The sequence below is a fragment of the Streptomyces sp. CBMA123 genome (genome assembly GCF_014596465.1).
In the GTDB taxonomy this organism is placed as follows: Bacteria; Actinomycetota; Actinomycetes; order Streptomycetales; family Streptomycetaceae; genus Kitasatospora.
Genome location: NZ_MECK01000087.1, coordinates 1 through 18,723 on the forward strand (window position 1 = coordinate 1; position 18,723 = coordinate 18,723).

Annotated in this window: 16 protein-coding genes and 1 pseudogene; 10 read left to right on the plus strand and 7 right to left on the minus strand. The window is 72.2% G+C overall.

The features are described from left to right. Positions 1-180: 180 nt before the first annotated feature. From BG452_RS12720 to BG452_RS12730, 3 genes are all read right to left on the minus strand, one after another. Positions 181-1,215 (minus strand): LLM class flavin-dependent oxidoreductase, encoded by a 1,035-nt coding sequence (locus BG452_RS12720; RefSeq protein ID WP_188304371.1) that lies wholly within the window; start codon positions 1,213-1,215, stop codon positions 181-183. Positions 1,216-1,294: 79 nt separating this feature from the next. Further along, a complete protein-coding gene (locus tag BG452_RS12725; RefSeq protein ID WP_188304372.1) occupies positions 1,295-2,032 on the minus strand; it encodes an SDR family NAD(P)-dependent oxidoreductase in 738 nt (245 codons plus the stop codon). Beyond that, positions 2,032-2,817 (minus strand): SDR family NAD(P)-dependent oxidoreductase, encoded by a 786-nt coding sequence (locus tag BG452_RS12730; protein WP_188304373.1) that lies wholly within the window; start codon positions 2,815-2,817, stop codon positions 2,032-2,034. Before BG452_RS12730 ends, BG452_RS12725 begins: the two co-directional genes overlap by 1 nt. A 177-nt stretch (positions 2,818-2,994) precedes the next feature. Here BG452_RS12730 and BG452_RS12735 point away from each other — a divergent pair, with 177 nt between their 5' ends. Beyond that, complete coding sequence (locus tag BG452_RS12735) at positions 2,995-3,420, plus strand: nuclear transport factor 2 family protein (protein WP_188304374.1); 426 nt, start codon at positions 2,995-2,997, stop codon at positions 3,418-3,420. A 106-nt stretch (positions 3,421-3,526) separates the two neighbouring features. Here the strand turns inward: BG452_RS12735 and BG452_RS12740 are convergent, their stop codons facing one another. Next, positions 3,527-4,336 carry a BTAD domain-containing putative transcriptional regulator gene (locus tag BG452_RS12740; protein WP_188304375.1) on the minus strand — a complete coding sequence of 270 codons (810 nt, stop codon included), beginning with the start codon at positions 4,334-4,336 and terminating at the stop codon, positions 3,527-3,529. 347 nt (positions 4,337-4,683) lie between these two features. On the opposite strand from BG452_RS12740, the gene BG452_RS12745 reads away from it, so the two are divergent. Next, a complete protein-coding gene (locus BG452_RS12745; protein ID WP_188304376.1) occupies positions 4,684-5,196 on the plus strand; it encodes a flavin reductase family protein in 513 nt (170 codons plus the stop codon). Here the strand turns inward: BG452_RS12745 and BG452_RS12750 are convergent. Further along, positions 5,166-6,116, minus strand: a complete 951-nt coding sequence (locus BG452_RS12750) for an MBL fold metallo-hydrolase (RefSeq protein ID WP_317621010.1) — start codon at positions 6,114-6,116, stop codon at positions 5,166-5,168. The genes BG452_RS12745 and BG452_RS12750 overlap by 31 nt on opposite strands. A 249-nt stretch (positions 6,117-6,365) precedes the next feature. Here BG452_RS12750 and BG452_RS12755 point away from each other — a divergent pair, with 249 nt between their 5' ends. After that, positions 6,366-7,505, plus strand: a complete 1,140-nt coding sequence (locus BG452_RS12755) for a sensor histidine kinase (protein WP_188304378.1) — start codon at positions 6,366-6,368, stop codon at positions 7,503-7,505. Here BG452_RS12755 and BG452_RS12760 read toward each other — a convergent pair. Then, positions 7,444-8,052 carry a DNA-binding response regulator gene (locus BG452_RS12760; RefSeq protein ID WP_188304379.1) on the minus strand — a complete coding sequence of 203 codons (609 nt, stop codon included), beginning with the start codon at positions 8,050-8,052 and terminating at the stop codon, positions 7,444-7,446. The genes BG452_RS12755 and BG452_RS12760 overlap by 62 nt on opposite strands. A gap of 328 nt (positions 8,053-8,380) precedes the next feature. Between BG452_RS12760 and BG452_RS12765 the strand changes: the two genes are divergently transcribed. Then, a complete protein-coding gene (locus BG452_RS12765) occupies positions 8,381-9,682 on the plus strand; it encodes an MFS transporter (RefSeq protein WP_188304380.1) in 1,302 nt (433 codons plus the stop codon). A gap of 566 nt (positions 9,683-10,248) precedes the next feature. Next, the gene (locus BG452_RS12770) at positions 10,249-10,458 is read left to right on the plus strand and encodes a hypothetical protein (protein WP_188304381.1); all 210 of its coding nucleotides are present in this window, start codon (positions 10,249-10,251) and stop codon (positions 10,456-10,458) included. A gap of 960 nt (positions 10,459-11,418) precedes the next feature. Here BG452_RS12770 and BG452_RS12775 read toward each other — a convergent pair. After that, positions 11,419-12,450 (minus strand): substrate-binding domain-containing protein, encoded by a 1,032-nt coding sequence (locus BG452_RS12775; protein WP_188304382.1) that lies wholly within the window; start codon positions 12,448-12,450, stop codon positions 11,419-11,421. A 712-nt stretch (positions 12,451-13,162) separates the two neighbouring features. Between BG452_RS12775 and BG452_RS12780 the strand changes: the two genes are divergently transcribed. From BG452_RS12780 to BG452_RS12800, 5 genes and pseudogenes are all read left to right on the plus strand, one after another. Beyond that, the gene (locus BG452_RS12780) at positions 13,163-13,969 is read left to right on the plus strand and encodes a DeoR/GlpR family DNA-binding transcription regulator (RefSeq protein WP_188304383.1); all 807 of its coding nucleotides are present in this window, start codon (positions 13,163-13,165) and stop codon (positions 13,967-13,969) included. Positions 13,970-14,373: 404 nt separating this feature from the next. Beyond that, positions 14,374-15,288 carry a substrate-binding domain-containing protein gene (locus tag BG452_RS12785; protein ID WP_317621011.1) on the plus strand — a complete coding sequence of 305 codons (915 nt, stop codon included), beginning with the start codon at positions 14,374-14,376 and terminating at the stop codon, positions 15,286-15,288. 46 nt (positions 15,289-15,334) lie between these two features. Then, positions 15,335-16,930 carry a sugar ABC transporter ATP-binding protein gene (locus BG452_RS12790; RefSeq protein ID WP_188304385.1) on the plus strand — a complete coding sequence of 532 codons (1,596 nt, stop codon included), beginning with the start codon at positions 15,335-15,337 and terminating at the stop codon, positions 16,928-16,930. Beyond that, complete coding sequence (locus BG452_RS12795) at positions 16,927-17,967, plus strand: ABC transporter permease (RefSeq protein ID WP_188304386.1); 1,041 nt, start codon at positions 16,927-16,929, stop codon at positions 17,965-17,967. The genes BG452_RS12790 and BG452_RS12795 overlap by 4 nt, the downstream gene beginning before the upstream one ends. Positions 17,968-18,109: 142 nt before the next feature. Next, positions 18,110-18,723, plus strand: a pseudogene (locus tag BG452_RS12800) (galactose-1-phosphate uridylyltransferase); the annotation flags it as partial.

Genomic DNA, 18,723 nt, shown 5'->3' on the forward strand with positions numbered 1-18,723 from the left:
CGGCCGTCCCCGGCGGGGCGGCCGCCGGCGGGGCGGGCCCGCCACCCGGACGGCAGACCGTCGGGGGCGGGCCGGGGCGAGCGGAAGTCGTCGGCGAGCAGGACCTCGCCGGAGGTGTCCTGGGTGTTCGTCACCGCGGTGCTCCCTGTCTCGGTACACGGGTGTCGGGCGGCGGGTCGGTCAGTCGCCGACCCCGGAGCGGTCCAGCGCCTCGGCGGCGGCCCGCAGGATCCGCAGCCGCCCGTCGAGGGAGGTGGCGGCGGCCGAGACCATCACCCCGAGGGTGGTGACGCCGGCCTCCGCGTAGGCCTGGAGCCGGTCGGCGAGCCGGGGCACCGGGCCGCAGAGCGAGGTGCGGTCGATGAAGTCCAGCGGGAGCGCGGCGCCCGCTCCCGCGCGGTCCCCGGCCGCCAACCGCCGCTGGAACAGCTCGACTTCGCGCTCGTAGCCCATCTCGCGGGCCAGCCCGAGGTAGAAGTTGTGGGCCGGGTCGCCGATGCCGAGCAGGTAGACGTACTGGTCGCGCAGGGCGTCGGCAGCGGTCGGGAGGTCCTCCGCGACCGAGGTGGGCAGGCTGGGCAGTACGTCGAAGCCGGTCAGGTCGGTGCCGGCGCGTTCGCGGCCGGTGCGCAGTTCGGCGACGGCCTTGGCGACGGCCTCCGGCGAGGTGAACACCCCGATCCAGCCGTCCGCGATCTCCCCGGTGAGCCGCAGGTTCCGCGGGCCGACGGCGGCCAGGTAGACCGGCAGCCGGGGCCGCAGCGGCTGGGTGAGCAGGTGCAGCGGGGCGCCGTCGCGTCCGGCGGGGGGCAGCTGGAAGTGCTTGCCCTGGTGGGTGACCGGGGCACCGGTCAGCGCCCGGCGGACGATCTCCACGTACTCGCGGGTGCGTTCCAGCGGGTGGTCGAAGGCCACCCCGTACCAGCCTTCGGACACGTCGGGGTTGGACACGCCCAGCCCGAGCCGGAACCGGCCCCCGCTGAGCGCGTCCAGGGTCGCGGCGGTGAGCGCGGCCAGGCCCGGTGGGCGGGCCGGGATCTGCATCACGCCGGAGATCAGTTCGACCCGTTCGGTCCGGCCGGCCACCAGGCCGAGCACGCTGGGCGCGTCGGACCGGTAGCCCTCCGGGGCGAGCACCGAAGCATAGCCCAACTCCTCGGCGGAAACGGCCAGTTCGGCGGCTCCTTGGTAGACCAGGTTCGCTGCCAGTCGCACGGTTGCTCCTCGCTCCTCGGTCTCTTCGCTGCGTGGTCCTTGCAGTGCGGTCCTTGCTGTGCGGTCCTTGCGGCAGTCCTCAGATCAGGTGGGCGCCGCCGTCGACCAGCAGCACCTGCCCGGTGGTGTAGGCGGCCCCGGCCAGGCTCAGCACGGCCTCGGCGACGTCCTCGGGCAGGCCCGTGCGGCGCAGCGGGGTGCTCTCCCGGACCTTCGCCGCGATCGGCGCGAAGAAGTCCTTGCCGCTGGTCCACGGCGTCTCGATCAGGCCGGGCGCCACCGCGTTGACCCGGACCCGCGGGCCGACGGTGTTCGCCAGCAGCCGGGTCATGTGCTCGATCGCGGCCTTGCTGACCGCGTACGGGATCGAGCTGCCGGCCGGTCGGCTGCCGGCCACCGAGGAGATGTTGACCACCGCGCCGCTGCCGGTGTCGGTCAGGTGGGGCATGGCGGCGACCGTGGTCTGCCAGGTGCCGATGACGTTCAATCCCAGGACGGTGCGCCACAGTTCGGGGTCGGCGCCGACCAGGTCGGCGTGCGGGACGGGCCGGGTGAACCCGGCGTTGTTCACCAGCAGGTCGAGCCGCCCGTAGTGGGCCACCGTCTCGGCGACGAGCCGCCGGGCCTCGGCCTCGACCGAGATGTCGGCCCGGACGTAGTGGGCGTCCGGCAGTCCGGCGGCGACCTTCTCGCCCGCCTCGACCGAGCGGGCCGAGTTGACCACCACGCGGTACCCGGCGGTGGCCAGGCGCTGGGCCACCGCCGCGCCGATGCCGGAGGAGGAGCCGGTGACCAGGGCGACCTTGGCGGCGGCCATCAGTAGTTCCCCAGTCCGCCACAGACGTTGAGCGCCTGCGCGGTCACGGCGGCCGCGTCGTCGCTCACCAGGTACTCGACCATCGCGGCCACCTCGCGGACCTCCACGTAGCGGCCGAGCGGCACCCGGGTGGTGATCCGGTCGTGCACCTCCTGCGGTCCGACCTGCCAGATGGCGCCGTAGTGCTCGCGCACCCGCTCGGCCATCGGGGTCTCGACGAAGCCGGGGCAGACCGCGTTGACGGTGATCCCGGTGCGGGCCAGTTCCAGCCCGAGGGCCTTGGTGAACCCGACCACGCCGTGCTTGGAGGCCGAGTACGGGGCGGCGTGCACCACGCCCTGCTTCCCGCCGGTGGAGGCGATGTTGATGATCCGTCCGCGCTCCTTGGCCAGCATGCCGCCGGCGTTGAGCACCGTCTTGGTCATCATGAAGACGCTGTTGAGGTTGGTGTTGATCACGTCGATCCACAGGTCGTCCGGGATCTCGGCGGTGGCGCCGCCCCCGCTGCGGCCGGCGTTGTTGACCAGGATGTCGACCGGGCCGAAGCGGTCGACGGCGGCCCGGACGTAGGCGTGGATCTGCTCGGGCTGGGCGACGTCGCAGACGGTGCCGTCGACGTCGAGGCCCTGCTCGCGCAACTCCTTGACGGTGGAGCGGAGTTCCTCGTCCCGGCGGGCGCAGATGAAGACGCTCGCGCCGAGCCGGGCGAGCCTGGTCGCGACCTCCAGGCCGATTCCGCTGGTCGCACCGGTGACCAGGGCCACCGGCCGTGTTGCGTTCGTCATGCTGCCTCCACTGTGGTGATCGGCCCGTAGGTGCGTGCGGCAGCGAGCGTTCCGGCCGGCGCTAGAGGCGGGCTGGAAGGTGGCTGGAGGAGCCCGGGCCGGGCGCTCAAGCCCCCTTCGAGGCGGGCCGGGCACGGTGGGCGGGCAATCCCGCCCCTCTGCTCGGAAGGACCGCCGATGACTGTCGCCCCCGTACAGACCGAACTCCACTCGCAGGTCCAGCACTTCTATGCGCACCAGATGCAGGCGCTGGACGGCGGCCGGTTCGCGGACTACGCCGCGACCTTCACCGAGGACGGCACGTTCCAGCACTCGCCGCAGGCCGAGCCCGCCGTCGGCCGGGCCGGGATCGTCGCCGAACTGGTGCGCTTCCACGAGCGGTTCGCCGACGACCCGGTGCAGCGCCGGCACTGGTTCAACCACATCGCGCTGGAGGCCCAGCCGGACGGCTCGATCCGCTCGACGGTGTACGCGCTGGTGGTGACCGTCCGGCCCGGCGGCACGCCGGTGATCGCGCCGAGCTGCGTGGTGCACGACGTGCTGGAGGCGCGCGAGGACGGCCTTCTGCTGCGCTCGCGGCTGGTCACCCACGACCAGCTGTAGGCCGTGTCGGACAGCACTCCGCCCCGCTGGACGTGGTCCAGCGGGGCGGAGTGCTGTCGGGCGGCACGGCCCGCCGCGGCCTCCCCTCGTGGCGTCCCGCCTCGGCTCAGGACGCCAGCCGGACCGGTTCGGCCGGCTCGCGCGCCTCCAGTGCCGGATCGCCCGCCAGCACCGCCTGGTGCAGCCGCTGCAGCCGGGCCGACGGCTCCACGCCGAGCTCGTCGATCAGCGTCCGGCGCAGCGACCGGAAGGCGTCCAGGGCCCGCCACGGGCTGCCCGAGCGGTACAGCGCCGTCATGAGCAGCGAGCAGAGGTTCTCGTTCATCGGGTGCTGCGCGACGAGCATCCGCAGCTCGCCGAGCAGCAACTGGTGGCGGCCGAGCAGCAGATCGGCCTCGATCCGCTTCTCCAGCACCTGCATCCGGGTCTCCTCCATGCCGAGCACCTCCGTCTCCAGCACCCGCCCGACCGGCACGTCCACCAGCGCCGGCCCCCGCCACAGCGCCAGCGCCCGGCCGAGCTGCCCGGACGCGACCCGGGGGTCGCCGCCGTCCAGCTCGGCGTTGCCCAGTGCGGCCAGCCGCTCGAACTCCGCGAGGTCGCAGCTGTCCGGGCGGACGGCGAGCTGGTAGCCGCCGAAGGAGGTGACCAGCACCTCCTTGGCCGACCGCTGGGCGGAGGCCGGCAGCGTGGCCGTGATCTTCCGGCGCAACTGCAGGATGTACGTCTGCAGCGTGGTGGCCGCACTGCGCGGGATGTGCTGTCCCCAGACCTCCTCCATCAGGGTCGGCACGGGGACGATGCGGCCGGCGCGCAGCGCCAGGAGCGCCAGCACCTGCCGGGGCTTGCCGGCGCTCGGAACCATGGACTTGCCGTGCTCGCGGATGGAGAACTGACCCAACACCTCGATATCCACGATGGGATCCCCCTTCAAGGTTGGCTTTCCGTCCTGCGGTTGAGCATGTCATCCGGGCGGGGACGGGCCCAGTGACGCCGTCACGCATTCTGGTGTGACGCCGTCATGCGGGATGTGCTCCGGTCATAGGTGGGGCGGGTCGGACGGGCCCCCGCGGTACTGATGGGGACGGCCCGCGGTGCCGGTGGGGACGGCCTGCGGTGCCGGTGGGGACGGCCTGCGGCGGCCCGTCCGCCGGGCCGCCTCCAGCGCCGGTCCACCGGCGGTCCAGCTCCGGTGAACAGCCTTTCGGTGGACCGGACGACCGGACCGGTCGACCCGACCGAGTGGGAATGGGGTGAGCGTGCATGGCCGTGGACGCGGGGGGTTTTCGCGACCTGTTCGGCGCCTTCCCGACGATGGTCTCCATCGTCACGGCGATCGACGCGGGCGGGGAGCCGCGCGGCCTGACCTGTAACGCGGTGTCCGCGGTGTCCGTCGAGCCGCCGCTGCTGCTGGTGTGCGTGGACCGCCGCTCGCAGACCCTGGACGCCCTGCACACCGCGGGCGCCTTCGTGCTCAATGTGCTGGCCGACGGCGCCCAGGACGTCGCGCGGACCTTCGCCGGCCGGGCGGAGCACAAGTTCGCCGGGCAGCGGTGGCGGCCGTCCGTGGCGGCCGGCGGCGCGCCGGTGCTGGTCGACGCGGTGCTCGCCTATGCGGAGTGCGTGGTGGTGCGGAGCCTGGAGGCCGGCGACCACTGGATCTTCGTGGCCCGGGTGGACGGTGCCGAGACGCTGCCGCGCACGCCCGTGCTGTACCACCGGGGCGTCTTCGAGCCGTGGCGGCCTCACGCCCGGCAGGTCGGCAGCCGCCCGTGAAAGTCCACCATCTCGGCGAACAGCGCGCCGACGTCCAGCGCGGCGCCGGGCCGCGCCCCGCCCAGTTCGGCGTAGGCGCGTCGCAGGTTGGGGACGAGCCGTTCGGAGTCGAGCAGGGCGGCGAACTCGCCGAGTTCGCAGTCGCGGGCGGCCTCCAGCGGGCTCAGCCCGGCCGCCAGGCCGTCCGCCGCGACCTGCTGGACCCACCGCAGGTAGCGCTCCGTCTCGTCGAACAGCTCGGGGCCCGCCACCGGGCCGTGGCCGGCCACCACCGTCCGGGCGCCGAGCGCGCGCAGCCGCCGGACCACCTCGATCGACCCGGACACCGAGCCCATCAGGCAGAACGGGGTGACCCCGGACATCACCACGTCCCCGGTGAACAGCACCCGCTGCTCGGGCAGCCAGACCACCGAGTCGTTGCCGGTGTGGGCCGGCCCGGGGTGGATCACCTCGGCGACGGTGCCGCCGACGTGCAGGGTCACCCCGTCCCGGTAGGTGAGGGTGGGGGGTGACAGCTCGACCTCGCCCCAGCAGACCTCCGGCCACAGCGTGGTCAGGTGCAGTCCGGCGGCCGTCATCTCGGTCCGGGTGCGTTCGTGGCCGACCACCACGGCCTCGGGGAAGACGAAGTTGCCGAACGCGTGGTCGCCGTGGAAGTGGGTGTTGACCAGGTACGTCGGCATCTCGGGGGCTACCGTGGCGACGGCCTCGCGCAGTCGGCGGGTGCGGGCCTCGGTCGCGGTGGTGTCGACCAGTGCCGAGCGGCCGTCCGACACGATCAGGCCGGCGTTGCTCAGGCACCAGCCGCCGTCGGGCTGGACGTACGCGAAGACGCCGTCCGCCACTTCCTCCAGGCGTCCGTCCTGCGCTCGTCGGGTGGTCGGGGTGGAGTCGGTCGGGGTGCGGTCGGTGGTCGTCACGGGGGCTCTCCTCGGTCGTCGTCGCGGCACGCTCCCGGGGGGCCGGGAGGCGCGGGGCCGATGACGCCCAACCATCCACGCGGTGGGTGGAGTTCGGCTCGAACAGCAGCCTTCGAACACGGCCTGCGGACAGCGCCCGCCCGTCCGGCATAGAGTCGATGGCGAGTCCGCGACCAGGTCCGCTGTACGGGGGAGTACCGGATGTCACGCCTGCCCGATGAGAAACTTCCGTCCCGACTCGCTGTCCGCATGGCGCTCGGTGTCCAGTGCGGCATCGCCTTCATGATGGTCCTCAACCTCCTTGCCGAGCAGCCGACTCCGGCCCGCCTGGCCGGAGCGCTGAGCGCCTCGGTCGGGGTGTTCGCCCTGCAACTGCTGCACTGTCTGCCCGCCGGCCGGCGGTTCCGCGACCGCCACGGCCGGCTGAGCCTCGCCGTGCAGGCCGCGCTCACCTACCTTCCGATGGTGCTCTGCGGCCTCAACTGGGGTGGCATGGCCGGGTTCCTGGCCGGCTCGACCCTGCTGCTGCTCCAACCCCGTTTGGCCTGGCCCCTGTTCGCGGTCGAGGCGGCCTCCACCGGTCTGCTGGCGGAGGTGCTCTCGGGCGATGTGCTGGGTGTCGCCTGGCTCACCACGTCGACGGTGGTGATCGGCCTGATCGTCTACGGGCTGACCAGGGTCGCCGAGTTGGTCGCCGAACTCCACCGGGTGCGCGCCGAGGTGACCAGGCTGGCCGTCGACCGGGAGCGGCTGCGGGTCGCCCGGGACCTCCACGACCTGCTGGGGTACAGCCTCTCGGCGATCATGCTCAAGAACGAGCTGACGTACCGGCTGATGGGCCGCGACGACGAGCGGGCCAGAGTCGAACTGTCCGAGGTGCTGACCATCACCCGGCAGGCGCTCGCGGACGTCCGCGGAGTGGCCTGGGGCTACCGGGAGATGCGCTTCGCCGACGAACTCGACTCGGTGCACGGGGTGTTGGACGCCGCCGGGATCAAGACCGTGGTGGAGCCACTGGTGGAGGTCGGCTCGCCGGAGGTCAACACGGTGCTGGCGACGGTGCTGCGCGAGGGGGTGACCAACCTGCTGCGGCACAGCGAGGTGCGGCACTGCCGGATCTCGGTCCGCCGGCGGGGCGGGCGGGTGCGGCTCACCCTCTCCAACGACGGGGTGCGGCCGAAGGCGCCCCGGGTGCGGCGCCGGGGCGGCGGGCTGGACAACCTGACGCAGCGGGTGGAGCGGATCGGCGGCAGCCTGACGTCGATCGTCGACCGGGAGGGCTGGTTCCACGTGGTGGCGGACTGCCCGGTCGAGGCCGGGCGGGAGGTCACGGTATCCAGCCGTTGTCCCGAGCGATTCGAACCGCGTCCAGCCGATTTCGCGCGCTGAGCTTCACCACGGCGGTGGTGAGGTAGTTCCGTACGGTGCCGACGGACAGGTGGAGCTGTCCGGCGATGTCGACGGCCTCCTCGCCCGCCGAGGCGCGGGCCAGCACATCGGTCTCGCGGGGCGTCAGCGGGTTCTGGCCGCGGTCCCACAGGGCGACCGCCAGCTGGGGGTCGATCACCCGGCGCCCGCCGGCCACCGTGCGGATGGCGGCGGTGAGTTCGGACGGCGGGGCGTCCTTGAGCAGGTAGCCGTGCACCCCGGCGTCCATCGCCCGGCGGATCATCCCCGGCTGGTCGAGGGCGGTGAGGATCAGCGTCCGGCAGCCGGGCAGCTCGGTCCGCACCTGGCGGGCCGCGGTGATCCCGTCCAGGCCGGGCAGGTTGACGTCGATGACGGCGACGTCCGGCCGGTGCTCCAGTGCCGCGGCGAGGATGCCGTTGCCGGTCGCGACCTCGGCGACCACCTCCAGGTCCTCCTCCAGGGTGAGGAGGGCGACCAGGGCCCCGCGCAGGATGCGCATGTCCTCAGCCAACAAGATCCGAATCATTGCGCCCGACCCCCGTCTGCCGCATGCCGACCCGCCCCGCGCAGTCCCGCGCCGCCCCGGCCCGCTGTGGCCCGCGCCATCCCGCCGGGTCCCGCTACGTCGCCGTGGCCGTCGGTCGATGGTAACAACGCCGTGTGTCGGGCAGGGACTCCCTCATTTCGGGACGGTTGCCGGGGTGGATCCGCGAGGGGGTCGCCGGCGGGTTCGGTGGTGGGGAGCCGGGGCCGGGGTTCCGGATTCGCGGTTCCGGATTCGGGGTTCCACATCTATCTCGACGTGAAGTATCTTGATGTCGAGATTGATGGTGGACGCGAAACGAGGACCTGTCATGCGGGGGAACGGACTGTGGGCGCAGCTGCGGCGGCCGCCGGGCGGGCGGGACGCGCGGATCATGCTGCTGGCCCAGGGCGTGGACCGGACCGGCACCGGAGTGTGGGCCGCCGCCTCGGTCCTGTACTTCACCTACGTCTGCGGGATGGACGCCGGACGGCTCGGACTGCTGCTCGGCGTCGGCGCGGTGGCCGGGATCATCGGCTCCCCGCTCGCCGGGCGGGCCGCCGAACGGCTGTCGGTGCGCGGCCTGTTGACCGGCTGCCACCTGCTGCGGGTGGCCACCATGGCGCTGCTGCTGGTGGTCGACGACTTCACCGCGCTGCTGGTGTCCGTCGCCCTGACCTGCCTCGCCGAGCGCGGTGCCAAGACCCTGGAGATGCTGTTCGCCACCCGGGTCGCGGGCGAGCGGCGCGCCACCTACCAGGCGCTGTTCCGCAGCGTCGCCAACGGCGGGTACGCGGTCGGGACGGGCTTCGCGGCCATCGGCCTGGCCGTCGGGACCACGACCGCCTACCGGGTGCTGATCGTGGCCAACGCGCTCTCGTACCTGCTGGCCGCCGCGCTGATCCGGCGCACCGGGGAGCCGGCCGGGCGGGGCCTGGTGACGGCCTCCCCGGCGGCGCCCGTACCGTCGGACGGCGGGGAGACCACCGCCGGCGCCGTGCCGAGCCCCTGGCGGGACCGCGGCTACCTGCTGTTCGTCCTGCTGGACCTGCCGATGTGCCTGGACGACTCCGTCCTCAACGTCGGCCTCCCGCTCTGGCTGATCCACCACACCGACGCGCCGCACGCCGTCGTCCCGGTCTTCCTCACCCTCAACACCGCCCTGGTGGTGCTGCTCCAACTCCGGTTCTCCGCCTGGGCCGAGCGCCCGCGCGGCGCGATCAGGGCGGTCGGCTGGTACGGCGTCACCCTGTTCGCGAGCTGCCTGCTGATCGCGCTCTCCACCGGTGGCGGACCGCTCACCGCCTCGCTCGCCCTGCTGGCCGCCGCGGCGCTGGTCACGCTCGCCGAACTGATGCGCTCGGTCAGCTCCTGGGAACTGGCGGTCAGCCTCGCCCCGCCCCGTGCCCGGGCCTCCTACCTGGGCGTCGCCGGGATGTCCCAGTCCGTGCAGAAGTCCGTCGGCCCGATGCTCCTGACCGGCGTGGTGATGGCCGCCGGCCCGGCCGGCTGGCTCACCCTCGGCGCGGCCTCCACCGCCCTCGCCGCCCTCCAACGCCGGGCCAGCCTGCGGCGGCTCGCGTCCCTGGAGGCGCCCTCGGCGGTTCCGGCGGAGCCGGTCGCCGTCGCCTGACGGGGGCGCGGGGACGTGTGCAGCGCACGATGGTCCGGCGGACACCGAGATCGCCGTCCGCCACTTCCTCGCCTTACGCCGGACCGGCGGCGCCCCCAGGCCGTCGGCCTTCCGCCGCGTCGCGCCGGGCGTCAGGTGTGACTCCGATGGGTAGTTTGCGAGCCCGTTGTCTTCGAGCTGGGGTTTCGGCTCGTAGTTTGCGCGCTGTTTCGAGCGTTAGTCTGCGAGGAGTTGTTCGGCGGCAGTGACTCTCCGACGGGCTCTGGAAGTCCGCGGCACAGCATGAAAGGCCCGGCCGCGTCATCCTCGCGTGCCCCTTGGTCACCCCTGTGCGCCTTCGTGTCGAGGCCCGCGGAGGGAACGTCTGGCCCATGCTCGGATCGGATGGCCTGCCTCCGGTTGGCCGCCTCCGAGCAAAGGAAACCCCTATGCGTCTTCGTCTTCGTCATGCGGTCGGTGCCGCTCTCGGCGCCCTGGTCCTCACCGTGGCGATTCCCACCTCGGCCCACGCGGCCAATGGCCGCCTAGACTACCACTACGGCCTCCCGGGATCCACGAAAACGTCGTTGCTGCAAGACCCGACCGCCACCCACTGCATCAACATCCCCGAGATCGTGGGGCATCCGCTCTGGGACGCCTTCAGCCCGATCAACCGCACTGACTCGGACGTCAACCTCTTCCTGGAACCGGACTGCCAGGGTCCGTGGACGGTTCTGAAGGCGGGCGCGACGGCCGGGCCCCTGCGGCTGTTCAAGTCGGTGCACTTCGACGAGTAGGAGAACGCACACTGCCCCGGTACCGGCCACCCATGTCGGTACCGGGGCGCCCCCGCGCGATTCCTGAAACGCCGGAGCGCCCCAGCCGGTGATCTCCGGCCGGGGCGGTCCGTAGCAGGTGAAAGGGGCTGGCCCCGCTCCCGCCGTGCGGAGGCCATGTCGGACTCGAACCGACAACCAATGCATGAAAAGGCCGAATGGGCACTGTCCATGCGTCGGCGATGGGCACGGTTACATGGGGACGGGAGTACTGCGTGGGGACTGAGGCGGCCCTTGCCCTCCCGTCGGTCGATGGCATCGCGCTCGGCGCGAGCCCTCGGTTCGGTGGGCGTGACCGGCTTCGGTACCGCTTGCGCGCGCTGGAGTCGAGGGGCTGGAGTACGCGGGCGGCGGCCTTCTGGTCGTCTCGGCACTTGTGGCGTCGCCGGACTCGGGCGAACCGTGCCTCGTAGGCGTCTCGGCCGCTGTCGTGAAGCCCGGCCGGATGGAGGCGAACCAGCTCAAGGGCGGCCTGGCCCAGCGGAGTTGGGGACAGTAAGCGGGTGCCGCCCTCCTGACGGACGGCGACGAGGAAGTCTCGGCGACGAACAGGGCCTCGGTCCACTCGCGGCTGATCCGCCGGCCACCGGTCCACACGCCGTGCCGTGTTGCCTGCCCGTCTCGCCAGTAGAGGCGTCCGGACTCGGCGGCCTCCAGGACTCGGACGTCTCACCCAAGGCTGACAGAGCGGGATCGGCCGCGAGTCAGGGCACCAGCAGCAAAGACCCAACCAGGTAGCGCATCCGGGCGGCCCAAGGCCGAGGGAGGCGTCGCGCGCCGGCTGAGGCGATGGGTGAGGCGACAGGCGCCGGGCCAAGCGTGCTGGGTCCCGCTGAACACCTGCCGGCAGGGAACGACCGCCTGCAGGGTGATGCGCGGTTCGTCGGACACCGGCCGTGTCGGCCGTCGCTCCCGAGGCCGTCAGGTGCAGACGGCGCCGGACGCCTGCCAGTTGGAGGGGTCGACCATGGTGGCGGGGACGGTGGTCTCGTGCGGGAGCTCCTTGCCGTCCTTCAGCCGGTCGACCATCTGTTGGACGGCGAGCGCGCCGACCTCGGAGCCCTTGAGGAGGAGCGCGGCCCGCATCGCGGCGGGTTTGCCGGGCAGCCAGTCCTTGCAGGCGAGGTAGGCCCCGATGCCCATGCCGATGATGTTGTCCGGTCCGAAGCCCGCCTCGGTCAGGGCCTGGATGCCGCCCTCGGTGTCCTCGTCGTTGCAGCCCCAGACCACCCAGTGCTTGACGCCGGGTTTGGGGGCGAGGGTGTAGGCGGTTCGGTGGTGGGCGTCCTCGACGGTGTTCTCCGTCCACACCTTCGCGGTCTTCAGCACGGCACCGGCGTGGACGGAGAACGCGTCCACCGCCGCGTTCATCCGGTCCCGGCAGACCGGGATGTCGCTGTTCCCGATCGACAGCGTCCAGGTGTCGGCGGCCTTCCAGCCGGCCTTGGTGTACTCGGTGGCCGCGCGTTCACCCACCGCGGCGCCCATGGTGGCGCCGTTGAAGCCGACCCGGGGCACCAGTCCCTTGGTGAAACAGGCACTGGGATCGGTGTAGTCGGCGCAGATCTGGTCGTCGGCGGAGAGCAGCGGAAGGCCCGCCTGACGGGTGAGGGCGACGAGTTCGGGGCCCGCGGAGGGATCGGGGACGACGGCGATGAGGCCGCTCGTCTTGTTGTCGATCGCCTTCTTGGCCTCCGCGAGCGAGCGGTCGCGGTCGTTGCCGACGTTCACGACGGTCAGCTCGACGCCGAGCTCGCGGGCCTTGGCCTTGGCTCCGGCCGCCTCGTCGACGAAGTATCCCTGGTCGCCCTGCTTCTGGAGGAAGGTGATGGAGATCGGGCCGTGGCCCGAGGTGCTCTGCCCTCCGCCCGAGCATCCGGTCAGCGCCAGAGCGAGAGCGGCCGCGCCGACGGCGGCGGCGGGCGCCGGTCGGCGGGCTCGAGTGGTGCGCATGGCCTGGTTCCTTTGAACGGCGACCGCCCGACGTGCGGCCGGCGGTGCGGATGAACGCGAGGACGGAAGGGCAGGAGGGCAGGGCAGAGTAAGCGTGAGGGCGGAAGGGCAGGGCAGGGTGAGCGTGAGCGTTTGAACGTTCAAATCGCTCAGAAGCCAACGCATTCGAACGCAGAACTGCTAGGAAACGCCACGTTCATCTGGCCGTCAAGATCTCGCGACCACGAGATGCAGGCCGATACTCGCTCGTTATCGCTGCCGCGAGCGGCACTTGGGCCGGACCAGGGCGAGCTGCCGGGCTGCGTCGGCCCTGACTGGGGCCCGAGCGGCTTCCGGTGCTTTCGACATTACTCAACACATCTGAACAGGCGATCGCGCTGTCACCTCTGGCACTCACTCGGCCCGGACGTGACCGAGCAGCGGACCGACCGGATCACGTGGGCCAACCGGGCCATGTCGGCCGACCGGACCATGTGGACCAACCGGACCACGAGGACCAAGCCGACCACGTGCCTGCCGCAAGGCCGTTCAGCGACGACGAGGACGAGGCGGGCACCGAGCTTCCACGGCACCCTCGCCACACCCCGGTTACCACGAATCGGAGACGTATAGTCACACGTTCCACCACAACAGACGCACCCGAAACGGTCGGGCCGTCGGGCCGTGCCGCCCGTGGGCCGGCCGCGTCCGCGTGCTGACCTAGGAGTGCCACGTGACTGACAACGCACAGCTGCTGGCGCGGCAGCGGCGCGCGATGATCCTCGAATGGCTCCGGCAGCGGGGCGGGGTACGGGTGAACGAACTCACCCGTGAGTTCGGCGTCTCGGACATGACCATCCGCCGGGACCTGGACGCCCTCGCCCGGCAGGGGCTGCTGGACAAGGTGCACGGCGGGGCCGTCCCGGCCGGTGCCCCGAGCAGCCAGGAGCCGGGCTTCGAGGCGAAGTCGTCCTGGCAGCCGTCGGCCAAGGAGGCGATCGCCCGGGCCGCCGCGGAACTGGTCCGGCCCGGGATGGCCGTGGGCCTGGGCGCGGGTACGACCACGCACGCCGTGGCCCGGGAGCTGGCGTCGGTGGACGGGCTGACCGTGGTGACCAACTCGCTGCGGATCGCCGAGGTGTTCGAGCAGGCCGGCCCGGGTGCGGGGGCCGGGACCACCGTGCTGCGCACCGGCGGGATCCGCACGCCCTCCGACGCCCTGGTGGGCCCGCTCGCCGACCAGGCGATCCGCTCGCTGCACGTCAACGTGCTCTTCCTGGGCTGCCACGGCATCTCCGCCGAGGCCGGGCTGACGTCGCCCAACCTGGCCGAGGCGGAGACAAATCGGGTGTTCATCGGCTCCGCGCGCCGGGTGGTCGTGGTCGCCGACGACACCAAGTGGGACACCGTCGGCCTGGCCACCTTCGCCACCCTGGACCAGGTCGACGTGCTGGTCACCGACGAGGGGCTGTCCGCCGAGCGGCGGGCCGTCGTGGCCGAGCGGGTGGGCGAGGTGATCGTCGCAGAGTCGGTCAACTGACCGGCTGGTGACGGTAGTCGGTCACTCGACTCCCGGCGGGGAGAGCGGGTGGGGTGGGGCGGTGCGGCTCCGGCGGATAACGGGATCGTCTCGAATTGACGTGAGCGGAACGAAGGTCTTGACGAACGCCCGGCCGGGGAGTTTCCTGTGCGAGCACGTTTGATCAAGTTGAGTTCTGATCGATTGTGTTTGATTCAAGCGGTACCGGCTACGCGGGGTCTCTCCGCAAGCCCTTCCCCCTCACCTTCTCCTTGTCGGGAGCCTTTCGCATGTTCATTCGTCGTCCTGGTCGGGTCCTGTCCGTTGCCGTACTGGGCTGCGTGTCCCTCGTAGCCGTCGTGGGGTGTTCGACGGGCCAGGAGTCGTCGTCGGGTGCGGGTGACACGGCAAAGGTCGAAGGCAAGGTGTCGCTGACGTACCTGCAGAAGCAGGGGGATCAGGAGTACTTCGTCGGCGAGGCGGCGGGTGCGAAGGCGAAGGCCGCGGAGCTGGGGGTGGACCTGAAGGTCGTGAACCTGGGCGACGACGCCAACAAGACGGTCAGCGAGGTCCAGTCGGCGATCGCCGGCAAGAGCAACGGGCTGATCGTGGTCGTGCCGGACCCGGCGGTGGGCCCGCAGGTCGTACAGACCGCCAAGGACGCCAAGGTCGCCCTGCTCACCTCCGACGACCAGATCTGCGTGACCGGCCCGGCCCCGGCCGCCTGCGCGAAGAGCGATCTGGTCCCGCGGGTCGGGTTCAGCGGCGAGCAGATGGGCGGCGAGGTCGGCAAGCGCGCCGCCGCCGAGTTCAAGAAGGCCGGCTGGAACGCGGCCGACACCCGGATCATCTCCGCCTGGAAGCAGGACGTCACCGTCTGCGGCGACCGCGTCAAGGCCGCCAAGGCCGCATTCACCCAGGCCGCCGGTGACGGCGTGAAGAACATCGACGTCGCCACCGACAACACCCCCACCGGCGCCCAGGACAAGACCGCCGCCACCCTCACCGCCAACCCCGGCGTCAAGCACTGGATCGTCTGGGGCTGCAACGACGAGAACGTCCAGGGATCCGTCACCGCCCTGCAGAACGCCGGCGTCAGCCCCGACGACATCGCCGGCGTCGGCCTCGGCGCCTACCTCGCCTGCAAGGACTGGACCAGCGGCAAGCCCTCCGGCATGAAGGCCGCACTCTTCATCAACGGCAAGGACGTCGGCGCGCTGGCCGTCCAGACCATGTACGACAAGCTCAAGAACAACAAGGACTTCCCCGCCGAGGGTTTCGCCTCCACCACCATGGTCGACGCCGCCACCTGGCAGAGCAGCGGCATGACCTGCAGCTGACGGTGCCGCACCAGAACCTCCGATTCGCACCTCCAGCGAGGCACACATGACCGCACCCGAGTCCCCGCCCGGCGCCGGACCGTCCCCGCAGCCCGCCCTCGGCCTGGCCGCCGAGAACGTCGGCAAGGCCTTCGGCAGCGTCCGGGCACTGCACGGCGTCACCGTCGCCTTCCCGCCCGGGCAGGTCACCGCCCTGATGGGCGAGAACGGCGCCGGGAAGTCGACCCTGCTGCGCATCCTGAGCGGCGACCACCGCCCGACCGAGGGCCGGGTCCTGCTCGACGGCGCCCCCCTCGACCTCTCCTCGCCGACCGACGCGCGCCGCGCGGGCATCCGGATCATCCCGCAGGAGCCGGAGATCATCCCGCACGTGTCGGTCGCCGAGAACGTCTACGCCGGCAGCCTCCCCCGGCGGGCCGGCCGCCGCTTCGACCGCGCCGAACTGCGCCGCAGGATCACCGCCGACCTCGCCGCACTCGGCTTCGAGCAGGTCCTCGACCCCGACCTGCTCGGATCAGAACTCACCGCCGCCCAGCGGCAGTTGGTCGAAATCATGCGAGCGCTCACCGGCGCCGTGCCACCCCGGGCGATCGCCTTCGACGAGCCCACCTCCTCCCTCTCCGAGCACGAGGTGGAGGCGCTGTTCGCCCTGATCGGCCGGTTGCGCGACCAGGGCATCGCGATCGTCTACGTCTCGCACCGGATGAAGGAGATCTTCCGGCTCGCCGACCGGGTCGCCGTCCTGCGCGACGGCACCCTCACCGGCGTCCTGCCCGCCGCCGAGACCGACGAGCGCGAGCTGGTCCGGCTGATGGTCGGCCGCGACCTGGCCGGCCTGTTCGTCCGCCAGGACGTCGCCACCGACCGGGTGGTGCTGGACGTCCGCGGCCTCACCACCGACGACGTGCGCGACGTCAGCCTCCAGGTCCGGGCCGGCGAGGTGGTCGCCCTCGCCGGGCTGATCGGCGCCGGCCGGTCCGAACTGGCCCTCGCCCTCGCGGGGGACGCGCCGATCCGCTCCGGCGAGATCCTCCTCGGCGGCCGGGCGGTGCGCCTGCGCTCGCCCAGGGACGCGATCCGGGCCGGCCTCGGCCTGGCCCCCGAGGAACGCAAGGCCCAGGCGCTGTTCCTGCACCGCGCCATCCGGGACAACACCTCCCTGGTCAGCCTCGACCGGCTGCGCCGCCGGCGCTTCGTCAAGCGCGCCGCCGAGAAGCAGCTCGCCCAGGAGTACGCGGACCGGCTGCGGGTGCGCGCCCCCTCGATCGAGACCGAGGTCCGGACGCTCTCCGGCGGCAACCAGCAGAAGGTGGTGCTCGCCCGCTGGCTCGCCCGCCGCCCCGAGCTGCTGATCCTGGACGAACCGACCCGCGGTGTCGACATCGGAGCCAAGGCCGAGATCTACCAGATCATCGCCGACCTGGCCCGGGACGGCGTCGCCGTCCTGGTGATCTCCTCCGAGCTGCCCGAGGTCCTCGGCCTGGCCGACCGGATCCTCGTCATGCAGAACGGCCGGATCACCGGCGAACTCGGTCGCGCCGAGGCCTCCGAGGAGGCCGTCCTCGCCCTGGCCATGACGGATGACCTCGCCACCGGCCCCCGTACCACCGACACCGACGCCACCACCGGAGTTGCCCGATGACCACCCCCTCCGCCACCGCCGACCAGCGGCCGCAGGCCCCGGCCGGGCCCGCGCGGCCGACCGGTCCGCGGGCGCTGCTCGACGTCGTCGGTGGCCAGAACCTCATCCTGCTGCTGGCCCTCGCGGCCGTGCTCGCCCTGTTCGGCTCGCTCGACATCAACTACCTGAGCTGGAACAACATCCAGGTGATCGCCGAGGCGGCGACCATCGCCGGGCTGCTCGCCGTGGTCCAGACGGTGGTGATCATCTGCGGCGGCCTGGACATCTCGGTGGGCTCCCAGGCCGGCCTCGCCTCCGTGGTGAGCGCGATGGTGTTCACCTCCACCGGCTCCAGCGCGCTGCTCGGCATGGGCGCGGCCGTCCTGGTCGGCGCCGCCGTCGGCCTGCTCAACGGCGCCGTGATCATCTACGGCCGGGTCAACCCGACCATCGCCACCCTGGCCGGACTGGCCGCGTACAAGGGCGTCGCCCAGCTGATCTCCGACGGACGGGCCCAGGGCTACGTGCTCGGCGACCCGCTCTTCGTCTTCCTCAGCCGCGGCAAGATCGCCGGCCTGCCGACGATGGTGTGGATCCTCATCCTGATCGCCGCCGCCGTGCACGTCCTGCTCACGTACACCGACATCGGGCGCAACATCTACGCCCTCGGCGGCAACGACACCGCCGCGCGGCTGGCCGGCATCAACCTCAACAAGTACCTGCTCTCGGTGTACGCGCTCACCGGCATGGTCGCGGCCGTGGCCGGTGTGCTGCTCACCGCGCGCACCGGCTCCGGACAGCCCGTCTCCGGCAGCGAGGGCCTGGAACTCCAGGCCATCACCGCCGCCGCCCTCGGCGGCTGCGCCCTCAAGGGCGGCAAGGGCGGGATCGGCGGCACCCTGCTGGCCGTCGCCCTGCTCGGAGCCCTGCAGAACGGCCTCACCGTCCAGGGCATCAACACCTTCTGGCAGAACGTCGCCCAGGGGCTCCTGCTGGTCGCCGCCGTGGTCATCCAGCAGCGGCGCGGCCGCGAGCGGGCCGTCGGCCTGCCGGCCTGACCCGCCCGCTCCTGAGCTCCCCTGGAGGCCGCCTCCGCCCCCCACCGGAGGCGGCCTCCGCCATGGGCGCCGCCGACGCCGCCGACCATCCTGGAAACGCCGACCTCCGTGACGTGTGCCGGAGGTCCCGGAAGGCAGAACAGTGAAGAAGACCGCCACCAAGCTCGCGGACGGCCGCGAGCTGACCTACTACGACACCGACGAGTCCGTGGTCCGCGACGCCACCGACCCGCGGCCGCTGGAAGCCACCACCAGCCTCTCCGCGATCCGGCTCGACCCCGCCACCGGCGACTGGGTCACCATCGCCGCCCACCGCCAGGCCCGCACCCACCTCCCGCCCGCCGACGAGTGCCCGCTCTGCCCCTCCCGGCCGGACTGGTCGAGCGAGATCCCGGCCCTCGACTACGAGGTCGCGGTCTTCGAGAACCGCTTCCCGTCGCTCTCGTTCGACGCGGCCGACCACGTGCCCGCGGAGTCCGGCCCGCTGCACACCCGCGGTCCCGCGTCCGGCCGGTGCGAGGTGGTGTGCTTCACCGCTGACCACGACGCCTCCTTCGCCGACCTCACCCCCGGACGCGCCCGCCTGGTCCTGGACGCGTGGACGGACCGCACCGCCGAACTCTCCGCGTTGCCCGGTGTGCGGCAGGTCTACTGCTTCGAGAACCGGGGCGCCGAGATCGGCGTCACCCTCGCCCACCCGCACGGCCAGATCTACGCCTTCCCGTTCACCACCCCGCGCACCGCCCGGATGGTCGC